General features: G+C 64.0%; 23 protein-coding genes and 1 pseudogene. 14 read left to right on the top strand and 10 right to left on the bottom strand.

The window, feature by feature from the left end; translation table 11 throughout:
• Positions 1-54: 54 nt before the first annotated feature.
• From TL10_RS21450 to TL10_RS21475, 6 genes are all read left to right on the top strand, one after another.
• Positions 55-549, top strand: a complete 495-nt coding sequence (locus TL10_RS21450) for a MarR family winged helix-turn-helix transcriptional regulator (RefSeq protein ID WP_043987220.1) — start codon at positions 55-57, stop codon at positions 547-549.
• Between the two features lie 78 nt (positions 550-627).
• Positions 628-846 (top strand): three-helix bundle dimerization domain-containing protein, encoded by a 219-nt coding sequence (locus tag TL10_RS32120; protein ID WP_051954965.1) that lies wholly within the window; start codon positions 628-630, stop codon positions 844-846.
• A 14-nt stretch (positions 847-860) separates the two neighbouring features.
• On the top strand, positions 861-1,844 hold the full coding sequence (locus TL10_RS21460) for an inorganic phosphate transporter (RefSeq protein ID WP_234711508.1): 984 nt from the start codon (positions 861-863) through the stop codon (positions 1,842-1,844).
• Positions 1,841-2,455, top strand: coding sequence for a hypothetical protein (locus TL10_RS21465; protein ID WP_043987221.1), 615 nt, complete (start codon positions 1,841-1,843; stop codon positions 2,453-2,455). The genes TL10_RS21460 and TL10_RS21465 overlap by 4 nt, the downstream gene beginning before the upstream one ends.
• 154 nt (positions 2,456-2,609) lie before the next feature.
• Entirely contained in the window at positions 2,610-3,674 is a 1,065-nt protein-coding gene (locus TL10_RS21470) for a cupin domain-containing protein (RefSeq protein ID WP_043987223.1), read from the top strand.
• 136 nt (positions 3,675-3,810) lie between these two features.
• Positions 3,811-5,127 carry a cytochrome P450 gene (locus tag TL10_RS21475; protein WP_043987224.1) on the top strand — a complete coding sequence of 439 codons (1,317 nt, stop codon included), beginning with the start codon at positions 3,811-3,813 and terminating at the stop codon, positions 5,125-5,127.
• A gap of 57 nt (positions 5,128-5,184) precedes the next feature.
• Here the strand turns inward: TL10_RS21475 and TL10_RS31010 are convergent, their stop codons facing one another.
• Genes TL10_RS31010 through TL10_RS21495 form a run of 4 tightly spaced genes read right to left on the bottom strand, consistent with a single transcriptional unit; the run spans position 5,185 to position 7,961 of the window.
• Positions 5,185-6,096, bottom strand: a complete 912-nt coding sequence (locus TL10_RS31010; protein ID WP_131630785.1) for a GNAT family N-acetyltransferase — start codon at positions 6,094-6,096, stop codon at positions 5,185-5,187.
• Between the two features lie 49 nt (positions 6,097-6,145).
• The gene (locus TL10_RS21485) at positions 6,146-6,811 is read right to left on the bottom strand and encodes a nucleoside/nucleotide kinase family protein (RefSeq protein WP_192830280.1); all 666 of its coding nucleotides are present in this window, start codon (positions 6,809-6,811) and stop codon (positions 6,146-6,148) included.
• A gap of 33 nt (positions 6,812-6,844) precedes the next feature.
• A complete protein-coding gene (locus tag TL10_RS29750) occupies positions 6,845-7,324 on the bottom strand; it encodes a GNAT family N-acetyltransferase (protein ID WP_051954964.1) in 480 nt (159 codons plus the stop codon).
• A 46-nt stretch (positions 7,325-7,370) separates the two neighbouring features.
• Positions 7,371-7,961, bottom strand: a complete 591-nt coding sequence (locus TL10_RS21495; protein ID WP_043397890.1) for a GNAT family N-acetyltransferase — start codon at positions 7,959-7,961, stop codon at positions 7,371-7,373.
• Between the two features lie 133 nt (positions 7,962-8,094).
• Here TL10_RS21495 and hppD point away from each other — a divergent pair, with 133 nt between their 5' ends.
• Genes hppD through fahA form a run of 3 tightly spaced genes read left to right on the top strand, consistent with a single transcriptional unit; the run spans position 8,095 to position 11,935 of the window.
• Complete coding sequence (hppD, locus tag TL10_RS21500; protein ID WP_043987226.1) at positions 8,095-9,312, top strand: 4-hydroxyphenylpyruvate dioxygenase; 1,218 nt, start codon at positions 8,095-8,097, stop codon at positions 9,310-9,312.
• A complete protein-coding gene (gene hmgA / locus TL10_RS21505) occupies positions 9,312-10,625 on the top strand; it encodes a homogentisate 1,2-dioxygenase (RefSeq protein WP_043987227.1) in 1,314 nt (437 codons plus the stop codon). The genes hppD and hmgA overlap by 1 nt, the downstream gene beginning before the upstream one ends.
• Positions 10,622-11,935, top strand: coding sequence for a fumarylacetoacetase (fahA, locus tag TL10_RS21510; protein ID WP_043987228.1), 1,314 nt, complete (start codon positions 10,622-10,624; stop codon positions 11,933-11,935). The genes hmgA and fahA overlap by 4 nt, the downstream gene beginning before the upstream one ends.
• On the opposite strand, the gene TL10_RS21515 is transcribed toward fahA, so the two are convergent.
• The 3 genes and pseudogenes from TL10_RS21515 to TL10_RS21525 all read right to left on the bottom strand — a co-directional run bounded on the left by TL10_RS21515 (position 11,922) and on the right by TL10_RS21525 (position 14,654).
• Entirely contained in the window at positions 11,922-12,821 is a 900-nt protein-coding gene (locus tag TL10_RS21515; protein ID WP_043987230.1) for a phenylalanine 4-monooxygenase, read from the bottom strand. The two genes, fahA and TL10_RS21515, sit on opposite strands and share 14 nt — an antisense overlap.
• Before the next feature lie 120 nt (positions 12,822-12,941).
• Positions 12,942-14,261: pseudogene (locus TL10_RS21520) on the bottom strand (cytochrome P450); the annotation flags it as partial.
• Between the two features lie 189 nt (positions 14,262-14,450).
• A complete protein-coding gene (locus TL10_RS21525) occupies positions 14,451-14,654 on the bottom strand; it encodes a hypothetical protein (protein ID WP_043987232.1) in 204 nt (67 codons plus the stop codon).
• A gap of 128 nt (positions 14,655-14,782) precedes the next feature.
• On the opposite strand from TL10_RS21525, the gene TL10_RS21530 reads away from it, so the two are divergent.
• Both TL10_RS21530 and TL10_RS21535 read left to right on the top strand, forming a co-directional pair.
• A complete protein-coding gene (locus TL10_RS21530) occupies positions 14,783-15,454 on the top strand; it encodes a tyrosine-protein phosphatase (RefSeq protein ID WP_052506492.1) in 672 nt (223 codons plus the stop codon).
• A gap of 70 nt (positions 15,455-15,524) precedes the next feature.
• A complete protein-coding gene (locus TL10_RS21535) occupies positions 15,525-16,535 on the top strand; it encodes an AraC family transcriptional regulator (RefSeq protein ID WP_043987233.1) in 1,011 nt (336 codons plus the stop codon).
• A gap of 45 nt (positions 16,536-16,580) precedes the next feature.
• Here the strand turns inward: TL10_RS21535 and TL10_RS21540 are convergent, their stop codons facing one another.
• Positions 16,581-17,555: a prenyltransferase/squalene oxidase repeat-containing protein gene (locus tag TL10_RS21540; RefSeq protein ID WP_043987234.1), complete on the bottom strand. Its 975-nt coding sequence runs from the start codon at positions 17,553-17,555 to the stop codon at positions 16,581-16,583.
• Positions 17,556-17,570: 15 nt separating this feature from the next.
• A complete protein-coding gene (locus TL10_RS21545) occupies positions 17,571-17,999 on the bottom strand; it encodes a cellulose-binding domain-containing protein (RefSeq protein ID WP_043987236.1) in 429 nt (142 codons plus the stop codon).
• 161 nt (positions 18,000-18,160) lie between these two features.
• Here TL10_RS21545 and TL10_RS21550 point away from each other — a divergent pair, with 161 nt between their 5' ends.
• On the top strand, positions 18,161-19,345 hold the full coding sequence (locus TL10_RS21550) for an MFS transporter (protein ID WP_043987237.1): 1,185 nt from the start codon (positions 18,161-18,163) through the stop codon (positions 19,343-19,345).
• Here the strand turns inward: TL10_RS21550 and TL10_RS21555 are convergent.
• Entirely contained in the window at positions 19,314-19,868 is a 555-nt protein-coding gene (locus TL10_RS21555) for a TetR/AcrR family transcriptional regulator C-terminal ligand-binding domain-containing protein (RefSeq protein ID WP_043987271.1), read from the bottom strand. The genes TL10_RS21550 and TL10_RS21555 overlap by 32 nt on opposite strands.
• A 93-nt stretch (positions 19,869-19,961) precedes the next feature.
• Here TL10_RS21555 and TL10_RS21560 point away from each other — a divergent pair, with 93 nt between their 5' ends.
• Together TL10_RS21560 and TL10_RS21565 are read left to right on the top strand one after the other, a co-directional pair.
• Entirely contained in the window at positions 19,962-21,032 is a 1,071-nt protein-coding gene (locus TL10_RS21560) for a saccharopine dehydrogenase NADP-binding domain-containing protein (protein WP_043987239.1), read from the top strand.
• Positions 21,029-21,943, top strand: coding sequence for an alpha/beta hydrolase (locus TL10_RS21565; RefSeq protein WP_052506494.1), 915 nt, complete (start codon positions 21,029-21,031; stop codon positions 21,941-21,943). The genes TL10_RS21560 and TL10_RS21565 overlap by 4 nt, the downstream gene beginning before the upstream one ends.
• The last annotated feature ends 102 nt before the right edge of the window (positions 21,944-22,045 follow it).

A 22,045-nucleotide genomic window follows, 5' to 3' on the forward strand; every position in this document is an offset into this window, starting at 1 on the left:
GATGCGTCAACATCATTCACAAAGAAAACGGTTGCATACGTGTATTGTTTGTCTATGCCGCCAGTGTCCAGTGCCCAGCAGCGGGGCGGAGTCGCGTTCTTGCTCGCTCAGCTCGGTAGCCACGCCGCTCAGTTGTTCGCCGAACGCCTTGCCGCGCTGAAGCTGACTCCCCCACATGCCGGAATCCTGCGCATGATCGCTACCCAGCCAGGACTCAGCCAGCAGGAGCTCAGTGGGCAATTGGGACTGTTACCCAGCCGAATGGTCACCTATCTCGACGAGCTCGAGACACGTGGTGAGGTCGAACGGCGGCGCAACCCGACTGACCGGCGGCTGTACGCGTTGTACCTGACCAAGTCGGGTGAGAAATTGATGCAGACGATTTCCGAGCTTGCCCGCGAGCACGAACAGGCGCTGACCGCCGGCTTGACGGGCCAACAACGCAAGACACTCAACGAGCTGCTCGCCGCCGTCGCCGAGCAGCAGGGCCTGGCGCCGGCGGTGCACCCGGGCTACCGGCAACTAGGCCGCCGACGGGGCGAAGCCTAGACCGTCGGGACTAATGTCCTCTCGCCCGATGCCTTCGGTCCGTGGCGAACGTGATCCTGGGGGCCGAACATTCCAGGTATGGACGCACCGCGAACCGCTTTCGCGGTCGATGAGCTGGATGCGATTTCCCGAACGTTGACCGCACGTTTCCCGGACATCGATCCCGGCGAAGTACGGCGCGTCGTTGACGACACATATCGGCACATTGCTGCCGGGGCGCGAATCTCCGCGCACCTGATTCCTCTGACTCTGCACCGTGCTCGTGAGGTTCTCGCCGGTTCGACAGCGGCGCGATGAGTGCCCTGATTTTCGTGATCGTCCTGGCCTTCGCGTTCGATGTCACGAACGGCTTCCACGACTCCGCGAATTCGGTGGCGGCGCTCATCTCGACTCGGGCCGCTACCGCGGCTCAGGCACTGCTCATCACGGCGCTCGGCAATCTGACCGGTCCCCTGCTGGCAGGTACGGCTGTAGCCAATACGGTAGGCGGAGTCGTCGATGTTCCGCTCGCTGAAACGGTGCCAGTCGTGGGCGCCGCCCTCACCGCCGCGATCCTGTGGAACTTGGTCACCTGGCGGTTGGGGTTACCGTCGAGTTCCTCGCATGCCCTCATCGGCGGCCTCGTCGGCGCCACGCTACTCCGCGGCTGGAATGGAGTCCATTGGGGCGGGTTCGACGGCTGGCGCCCTTATGGCGTCGTGGGTGTTCTTGCGGGCCTTGCGATCTCCCCGATTCTCGGGGCTATTGTCGGCGGCGCTGCGAGCTCAATTGCCTGTCGGGCCTTGCGGCGAACGCGACGAAGGGTGAACTCGGTCATACGGCGTGGCGAATGGGTCACCGCGTCCGCTCTTGCCTTCAGCCATGGCGCCAATGACGCGCAGAAGACCATGGGCGTCGTTGCGCTGCTCTTGGTGGCCACTGGGCATCTCCACCAGTTTTACGTCCCGCTCTGGGTGCGGATCGCCGCGGCTACGGCTTTGACGATCGGCACGATGCTCGGCGGTTGGCGGATCGTTCACACCGTCGGCCACGGCATCTATCGGATGCACCCAATCGACGGATTGGTCAGCCAAGGAAGTTCGGCGGCGGTCATCCTTGCTGCAGCCGCGGTCGGCGCTCCGGTCAGCACCACGCACGTTGTCGCATCCGGTGTCGTTGGCGTTGGCGCGCAGCGACGGTTGCGCCACGTGCACTGGGCTGTTGTCCGCGAAATCGGCGCCGCCTGGGTGATCACACTGCCGGTGACCGCGTTGGCCGCTGCGGCCCTACTGCCCGTCTGGAAGGTCGTGTTGTGAAGCATCTCCGTGCATGGTTTCTCCCACGCAACCTGGACACCCTCGCCACCCTCGTAGCTCAACTCGAAGTGGTTGAGCACATGCTCGCGACGCTCTCAGCGTGGATTCGCGGCAAGCCGTCAGACACGTCGGTAATCGAGTTGCGAGAGTTCGCAGAAGCCGAGCAGAACTTTCGGCGGCAGTTGAACACTGAGGTCAGGCAAAGCTTCAGTACCCCGCTTGAGTCCGAAGACTTGTTTGAATTCGGTGAAGCCCTCGGTGAAATTGCCGCCTGCACGTATGCCCTGGTGCGGGAAGGCGACCTATCAAATACCGGGCCCGACGGGTGTTTGCAGGACATTGTCGAGGCGATCTCGAACGCATTCGTGTCGCTGGCATCGGCGATTCGCGCGTTGCCGCACGCGCGCGCCGCAAAAATGGCGGACGAAACACTGAGACGGTTGACCGTCGTCGAGCACTCGTACCGAGCAGCCATCGAGGATCTGGAGAATGAACCCAACCTGCACCATGAGCTGCGCCGCCGCGAACTCTACCGTCGCAGTGAGCATCTCGCGGCAGCGGTGCAGGCCCTGGCTCGTCGGGTGTCGTACGCGGTATTCAAGACCGAGTGAGTGGCGTGCACGGTGAAACGCATTGCGCGTTACCGCTAGCAGGGGGGACGAAGTAGTGCTGCCGGCAACTCGTGATTGCCGCCGCCGTCCATGACGGCAGCCTCCCAGCCGACGAGACTGACATCTAGCGGCTTGACCAACCAGGAGGCTTCTAATGACCAAGTCCATTGCCCGCAGCAGCCACACCGTTTCACTACTCAACGGCGAGATTGTGGAGGAATCCGAACTGGGCTCGATGCGCCGAGTCACCGTCGATTCCTTGCCGATTCTCAAGAACCTGTCGATCAAGCGCCTATTGCTCAACCCCGGGACCATGCGCACACCACACTGGCACGCAAACGCCAACGAACTCACCTACTGCGTGTCGGGGACCGCATTGGTGTCCGTCCTGGACAACCACAGTGTGTTCTCAAACTTCATCGTCACCGCAGGGCAGATGTTCCACATCGAGTCCGGTGCGCTGCACCACATCGAGAACATCGGTACCGACGTCGCCGAGTTCATCATCGCCTTCCGCAACGAACGTCCCGAGGACTTCGGCCTGGGAGCTACCTTCGGGGCGTTCACCGACGCCGTGCTGGGCAACACGTACGACCTACCGTCTTCCGACATTGCCAAAATCCGCCGCAGCACCGTCGACCACAAACTGGCAGCTCGCAGCGGCAAAGCGGACGTCCCCTCTGCAGCCCATTTCAACAGTCCGCACAAGTTCGACATCGAAGCCCAGGCCCCTGGTCTCAACTTCGCCAGCGGTAATGCCCGCTTCGCCCGCGACCAGTTCTGGCCCGCCCTGAAGGACATCTCGATGTACTCGCTGCGTATCACTGAAAACGGTATGCGCGAACCACATTGGCATCCGGTCACCGCCGAGATGGGCTATGTGCACTACGGCGACGCCCGCATGACCATCATGAACCCGGACGGCACTCTGGACACTTGGAACCTCACCACCGGCGACATGTACTTCATCCCCCGCGCCTATCCCCATCACATCGAGAACATCGGTACCGACGACTGGCATTTCCTGATCTTCTTCGACCAGCCGTTCCCCGCCGACATCGGCTTCAAAGCCTCTGCAAGCGCCTATTCACAAGAAGTCCTCGCCGCCACGTTCAACACCCACATCGATGATCTGCCGACGTTTCCATTCACCCCCGCCGACCCACTGGTGGTCGCCCGTGTCAACCCGGTCGACGCACACGGAGTCGGCCGACTCTGACCGCCGTTAGTGGTCAACCAGGGTATGCCAGCGACAGTTATCACCGCTGAATACCTTCAGAGCGACGCACCCGGTGGGCACAGCCGATATTCACGGCTAGCCTTAGTGCTAGTCAATCCGCCGGGGGGCGAAAATCGTGAATGTGGACATCAAGACTCGGACCCACTGGCTGTTGGGGTACGGACTTCCCCGCGCGACGCTCAAAGTGCTGGCACGTCGCGGCGACCCTTTCGCTCAGCTACTTCTTGATGACGACCAGCATGACCGCGCCTACGACCTGATCGAGCAGATTCGTCAGCAGGGGCATATGTCGACAGTGTTCGGTGGCAACGCGTGGGTGACCGCCGATCTACAACTCGTTCGAGACATATTGCGCGACAGCAGACTCCGCACCGCCAAGCCGTGCGACCGGTCGCCCTTCCGTAGTGTTCAGCGACTGTTCGCCAAAACCAATCCCGGCGTGATCAACCCCGTGGAGCCGCCGTCGCTGCTGATGGTCGACGCACCCGAGCACGTGCGGCTGCGCCGCCTGGTGTCGCGGGCGTTTACCCCGAAAGCGATCGAGGGGCTTCGAAACCGCATTGATGAGGTCGCCGACGGCTTGCTGAACGAGCTGGGCGAGACCAGTAACTGCGATTTGGTCGCGGCCTACGCCTCGAGGATTCCCATCGAGATCATTGCCGAGATGTTGGGCATTCCCCGCGGAGACACGTCCTACCTCTACGGAGTCGGCGAAACGGTCTCCAAGTTGATCACCACGACCGCGCCGTCCTGGCGCAACTTCGCAACCGCGATCGACGGGTTACGTGAGTTCGAAAGCTACCTCGCCACGCATATCGAACGACTCCGGGGCGGAAGCGCCGACGACAGCATCCTGTCCGCCGTTATCCAGGACACCGAACTCTCCGACTTTGAAGTCAGGACCTTCGCCGGTCTGCTCCTGGGGGCCGGATTCATCACTACGGCACATCAATTCGGCACTGCAGTCGTGGCGCTGGTCAATCATCCAGACCAACTGGCCACGCTCCAGGCGCACCCCGAGGGCTGGGCCAATGCCGTGGAAGAGGTGCTGCGCTACGACTCCGTCTCCCAAATCGGAGTCAGGGTGGCCACCGAGGACCTTCAGGTCGGCGGCTACACCGTGCGGGAGGGCGCGGCCGTCTTCCTGCTCCTTGCCGGCGCCAATCGCGACCCGGCGGTTTTCGAGCGCCCCGATGAATTCGACACCGCCCGCGCCAACGCTCGTGAGCACATCAGCTTCGGCACCGGGAGCCACGTCTGCCTGGGCGCTCCGTTGGCCCGCATGGAACTGCAGCTCGGCCTGCAAGCGCTGTTCGACCGGTTCCCCCGGCTGTGCCTGGCAGGCGTTCCGACCATGAACGACAGCACGCTGTTGCGAGGAATCAGCCATCTCCCCGTCGCGCTCGGACCCTCGCGGGTCAGCCCAGGTTGACGTTCGGGCGTTGGTCGGACAGGCGAATCTGGATCGCCTAAGCAGGCGCCGCCCTGCTCACGTGATTTCGATGAGGTAGAGCGGATCATTTCTCACACGAGGTAGGTCAGCCAACACCGGCTGCAGATGCGGATCACTCACGTGCGAGTCGAACGAGACGAGTACGCCGTCGTGGCGTCCGGCTGACCGGATCACCGTCGCAACGGCGTCGGCCACCGCGTCGATTCCGCTAGGTTCGCCACGCCGGATTGTCTCGGCGACCACCTCGATGCCCTCTGCCGACGGATACGCGAACGCCACCGCCGCCAAACGGCCGCCAAACCACGTCCCTGCGCTACAGGTGAGATCGGCCGCTGCCGCCTCCGTCGCCGCGACCTCCAGCAGTAGGCTCTCGTTGGTTATTGGCGACCAAGGGGCATGAATCCATTCGTAGACCGCAGCAAATGCCTTACCCACCTCGGTGAGGTCCATGCCCTCCAGGCTCCGACAATTCTGGACCGATCGTGTTGCGACCCAACGCTGGACGCCAAGTGCCTGGGGATCGACAATAATGCCTGGACTGCATTGGTATTCGCGGCCGCCGACAGTAGACACGAACGCTATTGCGGCCCTGTTTCGCTGCCGCAACTTGGTCGACAACGGCAGCGACCTGTCAGGACGCAACGCTTTCATCTCTTCGGCCAACTTCGTGCCGATGCCGAGCCGGCGCGCGCGGGCGCAAACCTCTACCACGCACGGAAACCGACCACCGTGCAGCAAGCTCTTCGCCACCGTTGCGCAACCAATCATCTGGTCGCTGGCATCAACGGCAACCCGTGTTCGTCGCCATCCGGGGCCGTCGCAATCAGGTCCGTGCAGCGCATGAAACTGCTCTACCCAAACTGGATCCGCATCTGCATCCAACAAGCTTGTCAGCTGCAACGCATCATCCCCTTGCCACTGGCGCAGCCGAACATCCTCGTAGTTCATGCGAATTCTATTACCAATCAACATCTTTGAGTATCGGCAGGAAACACTGCTAGTCAGCCGCGGCTATCGATGGACGGCCGAGCGCGGCGTTGTCGATCAGCATCCTTGCTCGTTCGTGTGGTCTGCATTCTCGGAAATATCGCCGTTGAGCTTCGACGTAGCGCCGCATGCTGGGATGGTCCGGATCCGGGTCAGTTCCGTCTCGCAGCGCCATCCGTCGCGCTGTTTCGATGAATGGAACATCGAGGAAGACCGAGAAGTCCCAGATCGCAGCGAGTTCGTTGCGGTGCAGGAAGATTCCATCCACGATGAGTACGGTCCCCGGCGCCGCTGTGCGTGGTGCCGGGTTCAGAACCGCATCGGTTGTGAGGTCATGAGCGGCGACTCGGTACTCCCGCGATCCGCCCGGCGAGAACGGTGCGAGGACATCCGCGTGGAAGCGTTCGTAGTTGTAAGAGTCCAACCAAAATCCCTCTGGGGAGTCCCGGCCGAGTCGGTAGCGCACGGCCCGAGTGTTGTGGAAGTCGTCGAGTGACACTCGCACCACAGGTCGTTGCTGCGTGCGCAGGAGTGCGGCGAGTTCGTCGGCGAAGTAGGTTTTCCCGGCTCCGTCTGGTCCGTCGATCGCAACCCTCGGGCAACGCCCGTTCTGGGAGGCGGGTATTCGCATGGCGATTGAACACATGACGTCCGCGGGGCCGGCGGTAGCACCCATTCAGCAGCTCCTCCTCAGTCGTCGAGTCGACTATCAGCGCAGAACTTTGACCATTGCCAGTCCGAGCGGACCATGGCCCTGGCCGACCACATGAAATCCTTTGCGCTCGTAGAGGCGTTGGGCTGGGTTGCGTACGTGCACGTTGGTGCACATCGATGCGGTGACATGTTCCAGATCCGCAAAAAGCGCATCCAACAACAAGCCACCAATGCCTGTCCCGCGCCGGCCAGGCACGACACCGATACACAATTCACGCAATGGCACGCCGCGGGCATCGACGCGTAGCGGCGGATCGCTGAGATACGTCCACACTGCACCGACCGGTGCGCCGCTGTGCTCCTCGGCGATGATCGGCACCACACCATGAGGTGGCAGCAGTTCGAGTACTTCTTGGTCATCAGGATCCGGAAGCGGCCAGTCCTCGATGACGCAGGCGTGGCGTGCCATCTCGATGACGAAGCCCGCATCGCCAAAGGTCGCTGCGCGCAACCGCACTGCGGGTTCGGGGGCCATGTTCAGATTCTTCCAGTCGCGATCTGCGAACGCATCAAGATTTCAGTCAGGGCCGTTCGTCGGTCGCTAGCAGCGCGTGGACATGCATGTCGTGCCACCCATCAACGTGCAATGCCGCACTGCGACGGATCCCTTCTTCTCGGAACCCTGATTTCATCGCAACCCGGCACGACGCCTCATTTCTCATCGAGTGATCAACCTCGATCCGATGAAATCCCGCTTCCTCGAATGCCCATCTGCAGACCATCTTCACCGCAGTCGTGCAAAGGCCGCGACCGCGTGCTGCTGGCAACATCCAGTACGCCACCCCAGCCAGTCCGTCGCCGCGGTCCAGCACCTTGATTGATACTCGTCCAAGCAGCTCGTCGCTCTCCATGTCGGCAAGCGCCCAGCTGGCTTGCGACTCCTCGGCCCAGCCGCTCTGACACGCGCTGATCCATTCGTGAGCTTCCTCAAGCGTGTCGACGACGCGAACGTGCCAACGCTGAATGTCGGGATCCGCGAAGGCTTGCATCACCGCAGGCGCGTCGGTGAGTTTCCATGGTCGCAGGACCGCCTCGTGCCCGACGGGGATCGAGGGATGCTCCGACTTGGACAGCGAACCGGGCGCGATGGTCGGCGAGGTCAACGGCGGCACACGAACATCCTCGCGCAGAGCGCTAGTAAGCGACGCTGCTAGATCGCTGGTGTGTTGGACTGCAGATTCGTGAATGCGAACTCGTTGCGCAATCTCAACACCGGGATGATGCGCAAGAGAGAAGAATGTCTCTATGGCGAACCAGAGCGCCCTGACCGACCAGGAGAAGCAGGCCCGGCTCGACGTCAACCAGCTCAAGCAGCTGGTGGGCCTGGTGGAGTACGACCCGAGCGACGATCCCTTCCCGGTAACTGGTTGGGATGCCATCGTTTTCGTGGTCGGCAATGCCACCGAGGCGGCGAGCTACTTCCAGTCCACGTGGGGCATGGAACTGGTCGCGTACTCGGGGCCGGAGAACGGCAACCGCGACCACAAGGCGTTCGTCCTGCGTTCGGGCTCGGTCCGGTTCGTCTTGAAGGGCGCGGTCAGCCCCGAGAGTTCCCTGGTGGCACACCACGCCAGCCACGGTGACGGCGTCGTCGACATCTCGTTGGAGGTGCCCGATGTCGACCGGTGCATCGCGCAGGCCAAGAGCGCCGGTGCCACGGTCCTGGAAGAACCGCACAACCAGTCGGATGAGCACGGCACCGTGCGCGTCGCGGCCATCGCGGCCTACGGGCAGACCCGCCACACACTGGTGCAGCGCGAGATCGCCGGCACCCGCTACAACGGCTCCTACCTGCCGGGCTACGAACCGGCGACGAGCGGCTACGTCAAACGTGACGACGCTCCCCCACGCCTGTTTCAGGCTTTGGACCACGTCGTCGGCAATGTCGAGCTCGGCAAGATGGACGAATGGGTCGGCTTCTACAACCGGGTCATGGGGTTCGTGAACCTGGCCGAATTCATCGGCGACGACATCGCCACCGACTACTCGGCGCTGATGTCGAAGGTCGTGGCCAACGGCAACCATCGGGTGAAGTTCCCGCTCAACGAACCAGCCGTCGCCAAACGCAAGTCCCAGATCGATGAGTACCTGGAGTTCTACCGCGGTCCCGGAGTTCAGCACCTCGCACTCGCCACCAACGACATCCTGAGCAGCGTCGATGAATTGCGCAGAGCGGGAGTGCAATTCCTCGACACCCCGGATGCCTACTACGAGGCACCGGAACTGCGTGCCCGCATCGGTGAGGTGCGCGTTCCGGTGGAGGAACTGCAGCAGCGCGGCATCCTGGTCGACCGTGACGAAGACGGGTATCTACTGCAGATCTTCACCAAACCGTTGGGTGATCGGCCGACGGTCTTCTTCGAGCTCATAGAGCGCCATGGCTCACTGGGTTTCGGGAAGGGCAACTTCAAGGCCCTCTTCGAGTCGATCGAACGTGAGCAGGAAAAGCGCGGGAATCTGTGATGGCCGAATACCAGTCCGGCTTCGGCAACAGCTTCGAAAGCGAGGCGCTGCCCGGCGCGTTGCCTGTCGGCCGCAACTCACCACAGCAATGCGCCTACGGCCTCTACGCCGAGCAGCTCAGTGGTTCACCGTTCACCGCACCCCGCGCCGCCAACAAGCGGTCCTGGCTGTACCGGATTCGGCCGAGCGTGGCCCATTGGGGCCCCTTCACTCCTGTTGACGCCGAAGGGATTTCGTACTGGCGCTCGGCGCCCGACGACGCGCTCCCGGTTCCCATTGCCCAAATACGTTGGAACCCATTGCCGCTGCCGGATCCTGCGGTCGAGGACACCACGTTCATCACGGGCGTACGCACCATCACGACCGGCGGAGACGTCAACACCCGAACCGGATTCGCCAACAGCATCTACTCCATCACGTCGTCGATGGTGGACTCGTACTTCTACAACGGCGATGCGGAGATGCTGTTCGTCCTGGAGCACGGCGATGTGCGGTTCTGCACCGAATTCGGGATCATCGACGTCGAACCCTGCGAGATCGTCGTCATCCCGCGCGGCGTGAAACTGCGCGTCGAGGTGCCTGGCGGTCCGGCCCGCGGCTATCTGTGTGAGAACTACGGCGGTGTTTTCACTCTCCCTGAGCGCGGCCCGATCGGCGCCAACTGCTTGGCCAATTCGCGTGACTTCCTCACCCCCGTCGCGAACTACGAAGATCGCGAGGTCCCGTCGACGATGTACGTGAAATGGGGTGGCACGCTGTGGCAGGCCGATCTGGCCCAGTCACCGCTGGATGTCGTTGCCTGGCACGGAAACTACGCACCATACAAGTACGACATGCGGCGCTTTTCCCCCGTCGGCCCCGTGCTGTTCGACCATGCCGACCCATCGATCTTCACGGTGCTCACCTCGCCCAGCGAGACGCCGGGAACCGCCAACGTCGACCTCGTGTGCTTCCCCGAGCGGTGGATGGTCGCCGAGGACACCTTCCGACCGCCGTGGTACCACATGAACGTCATGAGCGAGTTCATGGGACTTGTGCGCGGTGTATACGACGCCAAACCTGACGGCTTCGTTTCGGGCGGCGTCAGCCTGCACAACTGCATGACCCCACATGGCCCTGACACCAACGCATTTCACGCCGCCAGCACCGAAGAGCTGAAGCCGGTCAAACAGGAGAACACGCTGGCCTTCATGTTCGAAACCCGGTTCCCACAGAAGGTTACGACGTACGCGGCGAATCTGCCCCAGCGGCAACAGGACTACGCAGACTGCTGGAGCGGCCTGATCAAGCGATTCGACCCGGACAAGCCGTGACCGCACTGGATTTCACTCATGACCCGAGCCGGCGAAGTTGGGTCACCACCGCGAAAGCCGGCAGTGGGTTCCCCCTGCAGAATCTCCCGTTCGGCGTGGTGGCGGGTGCCGCCGGCGAACCTCACGGCGTAGTCCGCATCGGAGATGATGTCCTGGATCTGGGCGGACTGGCCACGTCGGGGTTACTCACCGACGAGGCTCACGCGGCGGCCGAAGCGGCCGCACATGGAACGCTGAATGCTCTGTTCGCCTTGGGTTCTGGACCGCGGACCGCGCTTCGCAGGGAGCTGCATGCACTGCTGGCGGAGGGCGCACCGCACCAGCAGACCGTCGCCGGTCTACTCACCCCGCTCAAAGAGGTCGACGTCCTACTGCCCGCCCGGATCGGGGACTACACCGACTTCTATGTCGGCATCCACCATGCCCGCAACATCGGTGCCCTCTTCCGTCCGGACAGTCCCTTGCTGCCCAACTACAAGTGGGTTCCGATCGGCTATCACGGTCGTGCCTCCAGCGTGCGGGTCAGCGGCACCCCGATCACGCGCCCGCACGGCCAACTGAAGGCCGGCGATGCGTCGGCTCCGGAGCTGGAGCCAACCCGGCGAATGGATTTCGAGCTGGAGCTCGGCGTGTGGATCGGTCCAGGAAATCGCCTCGGCGCGCCGGTGAGTCTCGATGATGCCGAATCTCATGTCGCTGGTTACTGCCTGCTCAACGACTGGTCCGCGCGCGACGTCCAAGCCTGGGAGTACCAGCCCCTCGGCCCGTTCCTGGCCAAGAGTTTCGGCACCACGGTCTCCCCCTGGGTGATCACCCCAGAAGCGTTGGCGCCGTTCCGGATTCCGGCTGCGCGCCTTGAGGAGGACCCCGCTCCGCTGCCGTACCTCGACAGTCCCCTGCACCGGGCGCAAGGCAGACTCGATATCGAGCTGCAGGCCCTCATCTGGACGGCGCGGATGCGCGAAGTCGGGGACGCACCGCAGCTGATCTCACGTTCATCGAGCCGTCACATGTACTGGAGCGTCGCGCAGATGGTCACTCACCACACCAGCAACGGATGCAACCTCCAGCCCGGTGACCTGCTCGGCAGTGGCACGCTGTCCGGGCCCACTGCAGGCTCCGAAGGCAGCCTGATGGAAGCCAGCCATGGCGGGAAAGAGCTAATCACCCTGCCCAACGGCGAGACTCGCACGTTTCTCGAAGACGGTGACGAAGTCATGCTGACTGCCAGAGCGCATCGCCCGGGCGCGGCCAACATTGGTTTCGGCGAATGCGCCGGTGTCGTGGAGCCGGCGATCACCTACCCGTGACCTGAGCAGCATCATGCATCAGGCGCTCCACCATATCGTCGTCCACTGTGGCGAAGAACCCACCGACGACGTCTTCGATCTCGTTGAATCCTCTGGCGCAGAAGAGAACTGGCTGATAGTGCGTGATGTCGTAGGTTTGCACACCCATCCGGCCGATGTTCAGTGGCCGGAGGTCGGCCACATCGATCTGCTGAATCTCCCCATATGACGACAGCAGACCGGCGCCGTAGGTCCGCACTTCCCCATGCTCGCGGACCACCCCGAATTCGAGGGAGAACCAGAAGACCTTCGAGACAAATTCCAGCGCCTCAGTCGTTTTCACGCGCTGCGCCGCCTGGCCGGCCAACCGGTACAACGCCGCGAAACGATCGTGTGCCAGGCAATTGCCGTGGCCGACCACCTCGTGGATCAGGTCGGGCTCGGGCGTGTAAAGCGGCACGGAGTGGTGCCGGATGTACTGGGTGGAGTGGAAGATGCCGTCCGCGAGCAGTCCGTAGAACTCGCGCAGTGGCACCAACCCGGCGGCCGGCACGTACTGAAAGCCGGTGAGCGGCCCCAGTAATTCGTTGACCTCGACGAGCTGCGGGATGCGGTCCTCGGGGAGCCCGAGCCGCTCCCGTCCCTGCAGATACACGGCGCACGCCCGGCGCTGGTGTAGCCGGTGCAGCTCGGCGCACGCGATGCGCCAGACCTCCTGCTCGTCGTCGGTGTAAGACGCGATGGGTGGTGGTGTTCCGGGCTGCCAGTCGATGGCGAGCGCGGCTATCGCGTTGCGGCGGGCGCGGTATTCCGGATCGACGGCACCGGGATGGTCGGCAGCGAGGTGAACGGTGACGCCGTCTTCCGAGCGCGTCACCGGCGCATATAGCTGCGCTTCTTCGAACATCGCTGCCTCCCGGAGGTCCGGGCGTCGCACTGAGCGGCGTCTACAAACCAGGATATGCGCCCTGGTTGCGTGCGACCGCCTATGCGTCGCCCGGGAGTTTCGCCGTCAGGGCTACTTCCGGGTGACCTTGACCATCATCTTGGAGTAACCCTTCACGAAGTTGGATTGCGTGTACTCGGGCTCCCCCACGACCTCGATGTCCTCGAATCGCGCCAGCAGCTCCTCCCACAGGATCTTGAGCTGCAACTCGGCGAGACGGCTGCCCATGCAGCGGTGGATGCCGATGCCGAACGCCAGGTGATGGCGGGCGTTGTGGCGGCCGATGATGAAGTCGTCCGGTTTCTCGAACTTGCGCTCGTCGCGGTTGGCCGAGGCGTACCACATGACGAGCTTGTCGCCCTTCCGGATGAACTGCCCGCCCAGAATGGTGTCTTGCTTGGCGACGCGGCGCATGTACGCCAGCGGTGTCTGCCAACGAATGATTTCGTGGACCGCCTTGTTGATGAGTGCGGGGTCCGCCTTGAGCCGCGCGAACTCCTCGGGGTTCTGGTTCAGGGCGAGCACGCCACCCGTCATCGAATTACGGGTGGTGTCGTTGCCGCCCACGATGAGCAGAATCAGGTTGCCGAGGAACTCCATCGGCCGATCGATCAAGTCCTTGGTGTCCTCGGACGACTGCATCAGCGTGATGAGGTCGAAACCGGGCTTCTCACCGGCCGCCAGCCGCGCCTTCTTGTCGTGCCAAAGGGCGCTGAAAGCGCGCGCCATATCGGCCGCCGCTGCGAACATCTCATCCATGTCGGCCTCGCCACCGGTGGCCGAGGCGCTGCCTGCCACGGTGTCGGTCCAGTACACCAACTTGCGGCGCTGGTCATACGGGAAGTCGAGCAGGGTCGCCAGCATGCGCGACGTCAGTTCGATCGAGACGGTATCGACCCAGTCGAACGGCGTACCTTCCGGCAGCCCGTCGAGCACCTCCTGCACCCGGGTCCTGATGAGCGCTTCCATTTCCTGCAGGTTCTGGGGTGCTACCACGCCCTGAACTGCTCCGCGCTGCTCGTCATGACGCGGCGGATCCATCGCGATGAACATCTCGACGTCCAAGCCCTCGGGCGGGTCGCCGATGATGATCTGCGGCTCAGCGGAGAACCGGTCGTGGTCCTTGTCGACGGTGACGATGTCGTCGTACCGGGTGATCGACCAGTAGGGCCCGAACGGGCTGTTCGGCTGGTAGTGCACCGGCGCCTCGTCACGCAGCCGCTTGAAGTAGGACTGCCAGCGACCCTGGCGGAACATGAACGGGTTGCTCATGTCGATCTCGGCCAGGGGCACATCCGCGGCCTCGGGAATCGGGGATTCGACGAAGACGGGCGACTTGTCGCCGACGACCGACTTCTTCGTCTTCTGATAGAGGTGCATTCCCTTGATCTGCAGGGGCATCGGGATTGTCGATTGCGCCCGGTTGAGCACCGGATCGAGAATCGCTTCCTGCGCCTTGGTGATTGTCTGATCGAGAATGTTCACGAGTTTCTCCGTCTTGTCAGATCTGGAATTTCGAGTAGTGGATCGGCAGGTGACCAGTTCTCGTGCCGTTTGCTGCGCGGCCATGCGGGAATGGTCAGTTCTGAGTCATGTGCGCACGGTGTGGTTCCCGTGATCGATGCCAAAGACGCGGGGCGCACCGTCGAAGCCGACGGCTTCCAGGTGCTTGAGGAGTTCGTGCACCGCCGGTGTCCAATGGCCGGTCGAGCGGCGGACGGTTCCTCGGGTTCGAAGGACAGTGCCGCCCCAGCCGCCGGCCAGCCGCTCCGCGTGGTCTGTGACTGCAACCATGGGACCCTCCTCGCATCGACTGTTCGTTGACAGCAACGCTACGAATGAAAAGGTGCAGCTGGGAGACTCTAAGCGGCCGAATACTTACTCGAAGTGGCAATGCTGAGAGCGGATGTAAGCTACCGGCCGTGGCCGTCCTCGATCAGTACCACCTCTCCGGTGCCTGGAACTTCCGAGACGTCGGCGCACTGCGGACCGACGACGGACGCGAGATCCGACCCGGAGTTCTCTACCGATCGTCGGAGCTGTGTGCGCTGGACGCTGACGGTCAAAGCAACCTCCGCGACCTGGCGATCACCGACGTCATCGATCTGCGTAGCCAAACTGAAATCGCCTGGAATGAACCCGGGCGCGTGGTCATGCCGGTTCTGTTCGAGGCGGCCATCGAGCATGCGTACAGCCGCTTTCCGCTGCTGCCGACCGGCCAACACGCGCTCGCGTACACAATTCGCGTGGTGGCCGAAGCATCCGGTGGCGTCCTCATTCACTGTGCGGCGGGCAAGGATCGCGCCGGCTGGATTGTTGCCGCGCTACTGCGCGCCGCCGGTGTCTGCGGGTCGGACATCCTGGCCGACTACCTGCGGAGCAATGAGTCCGTCGAACCGCTGCGCAGGCACGTGCTGGCCCGCAACGGTGATCTCTCCCAACTCTCGGACAAGACCCTGGGCGTCCACGACGATTTCATCGCCGCATCGTGGCGTGCGGTTGATGAGCAGTACGGCACCTTCGACGCGTACCTGAGCCAGATCGGCGTCGACGAGACCATGGTCGCCGCACTTCGCCGCCGGTTGCTCAGCTGAAACCGAAACGCGCACAACCAATTCGACGAACCAAACGATCTCCGTGCAGCGACTTACTAGATTTGGCAACGTGGTTGATTGGGATATCCCCCGTACACCGGCAAGCGTCGGGGTGCTGCTCGGCCTGGCCGGCGAACGGGGCGTCACCCCGGAAGCTTGTCTGGCCGGCTCCCGCCTGACCGTTCGCGGTCTGCAAAGCCCGAGCGCCGAGGTCACCGCACGCCAGGAATTGACTGTCGTCGCGAATCTGCTTGAAGCGCTTGACTATCCCGACGATCTCGGTGTCGAAGTGGGACTTCGCTATCGCCTGGCCACCTACGGAATCTTCGGATTCGCATTGATCAGCAGCCCGACCTTGCGCAGTGCGATCGATGTTGGCGTGCGGTATCTCGATCTCACGTTTGCCTCATCGCGGCTTGGCACCCGGGTGGTCGACGACGAGTTGCAGTTCGTCCTGGAGGCGCCAGGGACACCGGACCGCATCCGCAGGTTCGATATCGACCGGTTGGCCACGGCCATCGCCGTGATCAAGCGCGAACTATCCGCGGACCTGCCGCCCTTCGGGGTTCGTTTCACTCATCCGCGCCCGGCCAGTGTCGACCGGTACGTCGCCGCGTTCGATACCGAGCCAGAGTTCGATGCACCCGAGAACCTGCTGATTCTGCCCGCCGGCTTGCTCGACCTCCCACTGCCACAGGCCAACGCCTACAACTCCGCTGCCACCCAGGAGCAATGCCGCAATCTCCTCGAAGAACGCCGCAGCCGGACCGGGCTCTCCGGTCAGGTTCGCGACCTGCTCCTCGCGTCGCCGGCGCAACCGCCGAGCGCGGACGAGATCGCCCACGCCCTGCTGATGAGCCCGCGGACGCTACGCCACCGACTCGGCGCCGAGGGAACTTCCTATCGCGAACTGCTCGACGAGATTCGGCAGCGGCTCTCGGAGGAAATGCTGATCGGCGGCCGCTTGACGGTCGCCGAGACGGCTAGCCGACTTGGGTACGTCGAGTTGTCGAGTTTTTCGCAGGCTTTCCGCCGCTGGCACGGGATGAGTCCGCGCGCCTTCCGCGCTTCCCGCAGCTGAACCCGAGGAAGCGAAAAGTGTTGCGCCCAATGGACGTCGCAGTGCCTATGTCGCGGTGTCCCACCAGTTGAGCACCCGGGTCCCGTACAAGGTGAGCCACTTCGACGGCTGTCCGGGTGGTACGTCGACTTCGAACCACACTCGACCTGGTTGCCGGCCGGTCTGCAACCACGTGCCGTCGGGCTGCCTGGCAGCCCGAACGATGGCCATCGCCTCGCTGATCCGAGGATCGGGAACTGTGCCCTCGTGTAGTGCGGCGAGGCGGAAATACTCGCAGGCGTTGAGGGCGCTGTACGACCAGCGAATGGGATAGCCGAAATCGTTGATCCATTGCCCCACTGGCTGATTCGTCGTGATCCGGTTGATCAATCGGCGTTCGAGTAGGTACTCCTCGCCGCGACGGCGCGCAGCCCGGATCTCGGTGGTACCACCAGTGGCTGCCTCGAACGCGAGCAGCCCTTTCAGCGAGTTCAGCGTGGAATGAAACGACGATCGGTGCGATCCCTCGACCCACTCGCAGTTCCACCCGCCGTCAGGCAGCTGATGTTCGAGAAACCAGTCTGCGATGCCGTTGACGTTCGCGCCCAGCCACAGCCCGTTGGCCAGGGTCCAGGCATTGATGCAGCAATCCACTTCGCCCGCCCAGTAAGGCAGGTTGTCGTACTCCCAGCGGCAGTGTTCGTCGAGCAACTCGGCGGTCCGGCGTTCCCGCAACACCGAGGCGTCAAGGCCCCACTCTCGCAGTGCGTTCAATGTCCACGTTGTGGCGGTCCACGGCTGTCCATCATCGGAGCCGGCGGGGTCGTCGAAGTCGTAGTCTGCCGGGAAGAAGGCGCCGCCGGCCCACTGGCCGTCGGCGTCCTGCAGAGTGAGCAGACGCGCGCCGAAGCCCTCGGTCGCGATCCGCGACCGCGTCGCCTCCCATACCTCAGGCGGGGCATCGAGCAGATCGCGCTCGACTTGCCAGCGCAACGTCGGGTCGGATTCCAGCAGCCAGTCCTGCAAGGCCCCGCTCGTCATCCGACCGCCATCACACTACGAGCAATAAACTTGGCCGTTGAGAACACAATTCGACGGTGGCGTGTAGGTGCCACTCAGCACGCCCCGAATCCCACCGTTGGCTGAACCACCCGGCGGGATCACCCGATTCCAGCTCGCGGGGCTGATCACGTAGTGCGTGCCGTACTGGGTAAAGGTGCTGCTCCACGCGTGCGAGATGGACTGCCCCATCGGCATATCGAACTCGAGCTTCCAATCCGTCATCGGCACCGTGCTGTAGTTGGTGATGACGTAGCGCGCGATGAAGCCGTCCTGCCACGTGTGTTGCACCACCAGCCGCGCTCCGGCCGCAGCCGCGTGAGCCACCGCTGTGCCGGCAAGTCCGAGAACGACGACCGCCAGTGCGGACACGACAATGTGAAGCGCTGTGCGCCAGCGCTTCACATGAGAGCCCAGTCCAGTCATTGCATCCAAGGTTAGGCCCGACGAGGAACGCCCTCGCCAACGGCGCAGGTGAGCAGCCAGACCTTTGCGCGATTGATACCGTCACGAGATTTTCGCCGCAGTTGACTGCGATGGCGGATTTCCGCCAGCACCCCATGCCATACGACCAATAGCGTCGATGCGTGACCACAACTGCACAACGCAATCCGGTAATCACCGGAACCACAGTCCTTTTCATGTCGCTGGCCGCGGCCTTGGGTACCGCGACGATCTACCCGCTGCAGCCGGCCATCACCGACATCGCGCGATCGCTGGAGTCGGGGCCGGTTGCAGTCGGTGCGGCCTTGGCCTGCGGTCCGATCGGCTATCTGCTCGGTCTTGCTCTGCTGGTGCCCTTGGTGGACAGATTCTCGCCGCGGCGCGTCATCGCTGTGCAGTTCTTCGCGTTGGGCGGCGCACTCGTGTTGACCGCCGCCGCCGACGCCGTCTGGGTGATCGGCGTTGGATTACTACTGACCGGCGCCTGCTCCTCCGTGGGTGCGGGCTTGAGTTCTGTCGTCGGACGGCTCGCACCCGAGCATCGGCGTTCGACCATTCTGGGTATCGTCACCGCCGGGATCTCCGCGGGCATCCTGGCCGGTCGCATCGCCGGTGGCTGGTTGACCGATGCGATCGGCTGGCACGCAATGCTTCTCGTTGTCGCCGCAGCCACCTTGGCTGTCGCGGGTGCGTGTCTGATGTTCCTGCCGACCGAACCCGGAACGGTCGGGCAGAACTACCTCGCCGGATTGGCGTCGGTGCCGGGACTGCTGGTGCGAGACCGGGTGCTACGCCGTGGTGCCGTGCGCGGCGCCCTGTGGTTCTTCGCGTTCTGCGCGGTGTGGTCGGGAATCGCCATCGCGTTGTCGCAGATGCCATTCTCATTGTCCGCAAAAGAGATCGGACTCTATGCGCTGGCGGGCATCGCCGGTATCTTCGCGACACGCATCGCGGGCGGATGCACAGACCGGTTCGGCTTCCGGCCGGTGCTTCTTGTGGGTCTCGCGGCCGCAGGCGCCGCATGCCCGGTTCTTGCGTTCAGGTTGGACAGTCCTGTGGCGACGATGGTCGCTCTCGCAGTGTTCGATGCCGGGCTGTTCGCGGCGCAGGTCGCGAATCAGACCACCATCTTGGCGATCGATCCGTCCGCGCCAGCCCGCTTCAACAGCGCGTACATGATGGTCTACTTCGTCGGCGGGAGCCTCGGGACCGCGTTCGGTGCGGCCGCAGTCACCTCATGGGGTTGGCCGGCGACTGTCGGCGCTTGTGGTGCAGCACTTCTCATCGCCGCGCTGCTCAGTGGCGATCGACTGCGGCGCATGCCGTGAGTGCCGCCTCGATGGTGGCGTCGATCAGGACGTCATCGATGGGCCCGATCGGCGGTAGCGCTGCCCGCAGCAGCAGTGGACCGGTCAGCAAGTCGGAGATGACGTCCGGGTGCGCGGACGGCGCGATCTCGCCGCGGTCGGCGGCGCGGGCGAGCAACGCGGCGACCGAGCGGCGGCGTGGTTCCATGAACCGCGCGTAGAACACCTCGGCCAGCTGCTCGTCGTTCCTGAGGTCGCTCAAGACGCCGGCCAAGCCCGCCTGCACCATCGGATCGGTGAAAAAGAAGCGCTGAAGTTCCTGAATCGCCCGCAGGTCATCCCGCAGATCGCCGCTGTCGGATGCGGGGTCCAGCCCGAAGCGGCTCACCAGCAGCGTGACCACCAACTCCCCCGGCGTCTTCGCCCGACGGTAGATCGCCGCCCGGGTGGTGCCTGCCATCTTGGCGATCCGGTCGATGTTCACCGCTGAATAGCCATGCGAAAGCAACACCGCCTCAGTCGCATTCGCGATGGCGGTGTCCAGGACAGTGTCGCGTGGACGACCTCGAAGACCAGACATGTGCTCGTCCGAACTTTAGCGTTGACCGATTAACGATGCAGACTGTACCGTAAATGAATGCAGACAATCTGGATCCTCGGTGCGACCGGCAAGGGCGGCCGTGCCATCGCTTCTGAACTGATCGGCGCCGCCGGCGCCGAAGTTGTTCTCGTCGGACGTGACCACGACCGGCTCGCCGCAGCTGCGGCATCGTTGGGCGGCCAGAGCCGGATCGTGGTGTCCGCCGGCCCGTCCGAGTTGACCAAGCTGATCGCAGCCGAAAAGCCGACCGTCGTGGTGAACACCATCGGCCCGTTCGGTGAGACCACGGCCCCGCTGGCCCGCGCCTGTCTGGCCGCCGGAAGCCACTACGTGGACCTCGCGAACGAGCTGCCGCCGGTACAGGAATTGCTGGGCATGGATGCTGGCGCGAAGCGGGCGGGCGTCACGTTGGTCACCGGCGCGGGATTCGGTGTGCTCGCGACTGAGGCGCTGGTCCTCGAGTTGGCCGACGGTCGGCCGGCGGCGGCCCGCGCGACGGTGGCGGCCATGCCGACAGTCGATGGCTTGGGTTCGGCGGTACTGGCCAGCGTGGTCGATGCGCTCGCCAACGGCGGCCGGCGCTACCGCGACGGGCAGCTGCAGCGGACCCGGCTGGGCGCCGACCACGCCTGGATTCCCTTGCCCGACTTACCCGCAATTCAAGCCCTCGCGGTCCCCACCGGCGAGCTCGAAGCGGCGCGTCGCGCATCCGGTGCCGGAGACGTGCTGGCCTTCTCCAGCGAAGTGCCCAGTGGACGCGCCGTCCGCGCCGTCCTCCCCGCGGTGTCGGCTCTGCTGTCCGCGCGCCCGGTCCATGCCGCGGTGCAGCGTCTGATCAGCCGGACCAAGATGACTCCCCCAGCCAAGTCCGGCGACGTCTCCTGGGCGTACGCCCGGCTCGAATGGCGCGACGGCACATGGGGTGAGGCGTGGCTGCGAACCGGCGAGGGCTACGGCTTCACTGCCCGCGTCGCCGCGTTGACTGCCATGCGGTTGAGCGAAGGGCAAGGCCGCCCGGGCGCGCTCACCCCGGGCGCGTTGTTCGGCGCCGACCTGGCTCGGGACGCGGGCGCGCAGATCATCGTCGCGGGTTCGGTGGCGTCGTGAGCGACCACACCATGAGCCGGCGCCAGTTGCGGATCCCGGCACGCGGAGGCGAGGAGCTCGACGCCTGGGTGTACGTGCCCGACCGGTCCGGCCCGGTTCCCGTCGTCGTCATGGCGCACGGGATCGGAGGCATCAAAGCCGGCGGGCTGGCGCCGTTCGCAGAACGATTCGCCGCCAGCGGTTTCGCCGCGGTCGTCTTCGACTATCGCCATTGGGGTGAATCCACCGGCGAGCCAAGGCAATTCCTCTCCATCCGCCGCCAGCGGGACGACTACCGCACTGCCCTCGCGTGGGCTCGCGGCCAAGAGGAGTTCGACTCGACGCGAATGTTCGTGTGGGGTACGTCATTTGCGGGCATGCACATAGTCGAGCTCGCCGCGAGTGAGCCCGGCCTGGCCGGCGCCATCGCGCAATGCCCATTGGTAGACGGGTTCGCCGGGCTGACCAAGATCCCGCCCCACCGCGCACTCCGCCTGACCGGATACGCCCTGGCCGACCTCGCCGGCTCTGTAATTGGCTCGCGCCCAGTGTATTTGCCGATCAGCGTTCCGCCTGGCCAGCTCGGGGTGATCGCAACTGAAGACGCGATAGTCGGCATGGACAGACTCGACCCAGGCGACGGTTCCTGGTCCAACGACATCACCGCGCGGTCGTTGCTCGACATATCGGTGCATCGCCCGGTGCGCCGAGCCCGGCACGCTCAGTGCCCGCTGCTCATGGTTGTCGCCGAGCAGGACACCATGGCCCCCACCGGACCGGCGCTGACGGTGGCCACCAAGGCGCCGTTGGGCGAGCTGTATCGCAGCCGCGGCGGACATTACGACGTCTACGCCGGCGGGATCGATCACGAGAACGTAGTGCGCGTCGAAATGTCCTTCCTGCAACGGCATTCAGGGATTCCCGACCGTTGAGCGCGGTAATGAACCGTTCCAGACACAAATTTTCGAGGCGATCGTCACGCGTTTGTCAAGGTCGGCGAGGGCGGGCTTCGAGCAGGACTCAGCCGGGTTGAC

The organism is Mycolicibacterium llatzerense, assembly GCF_000878195.1.
Taxonomy (GTDB): Bacteria; Actinomycetota; Actinomycetes; order Mycobacteriales; family Mycobacteriaceae; genus Mycobacterium; species Mycobacterium llatzerense.

Excerpts from the sequence above, each read along its gene's own strand:
- TL10_RS21450 (WP_043987220.1), top strand. The coding sequence starts at position 55 with ATGCCGCCAGTGTCCAGTGCCCAGCAGCGGGGCGGAGTCGCGTTCTTG.
- TL10_RS32120 (WP_051954965.1), top strand. The coding sequence starts at position 628 with ATGGACGCACCGCGAACCGCTTTCGCGGTCGATGAGCTGGATGCGATT.
- TL10_RS21470 (WP_043987223.1), top strand. The coding sequence starts at position 2,610 with ATGACCAAGTCCATTGCCCGCAGCAGCCACACCGTTTCACTACTCAAC.
- TL10_RS31010 (WP_131630785.1), bottom strand. The coding sequence starts at position 6,096 with ATGAACTACGAGGATGTTCGGCTGCGCCAGTGGCAAGGGGATGATGCG.
- TL10_RS21485 (WP_192830280.1), bottom strand. The coding sequence starts at position 6,811 with ATGGGTGCTACCGCCGGCCCCGCGGACGTCATGTGTTCAATCGCCATG.
- TL10_RS29750 (WP_051954964.1), bottom strand. The coding sequence starts at position 7,324 with ATGGCCCCCGAACCCGCAGTGCGGTTGCGCGCAGCGACCTTTGGCGAT.
- hppD (WP_043987226.1), top strand. The coding sequence starts at position 8,095 with ATGGCGAACCAGAGCGCCCTGACCGACCAGGAGAAGCAGGCCCGGCTC.
- hmgA (WP_043987227.1), top strand. The coding sequence starts at position 9,312 with ATGGCCGAATACCAGTCCGGCTTCGGCAACAGCTTCGAAAGCGAGGCG.
- TL10_RS21515 (WP_043987230.1), bottom strand. The coding sequence starts at position 12,821 with ATGTTCGAAGAAGCGCAGCTATATGCGCCGGTGACGCGCTCGGAAGAC.
- TL10_RS21525 (WP_043987232.1), bottom strand. The coding sequence starts at position 14,654 with ATGGTTGCAGTCACAGACCACGCGGAGCGGCTGGCCGGCGGCTGGGGC.
- TL10_RS21540 (WP_043987234.1), bottom strand. The coding sequence starts at position 17,555 with ATGACGAGCGGGGCCTTGCAGGACTGGCTGCTGGAATCCGACCCGACG.
- TL10_RS21545 (WP_043987236.1), bottom strand. The coding sequence starts at position 17,999 with ATGACTGGACTGGGCTCTCATGTGAAGCGCTGGCGCACAGCGCTTCAC.
- TL10_RS21560 (WP_043987239.1), top strand. The coding sequence starts at position 19,962 with ATGCAGACAATCTGGATCCTCGGTGCGACCGGCAAGGGCGGCCGTGCC.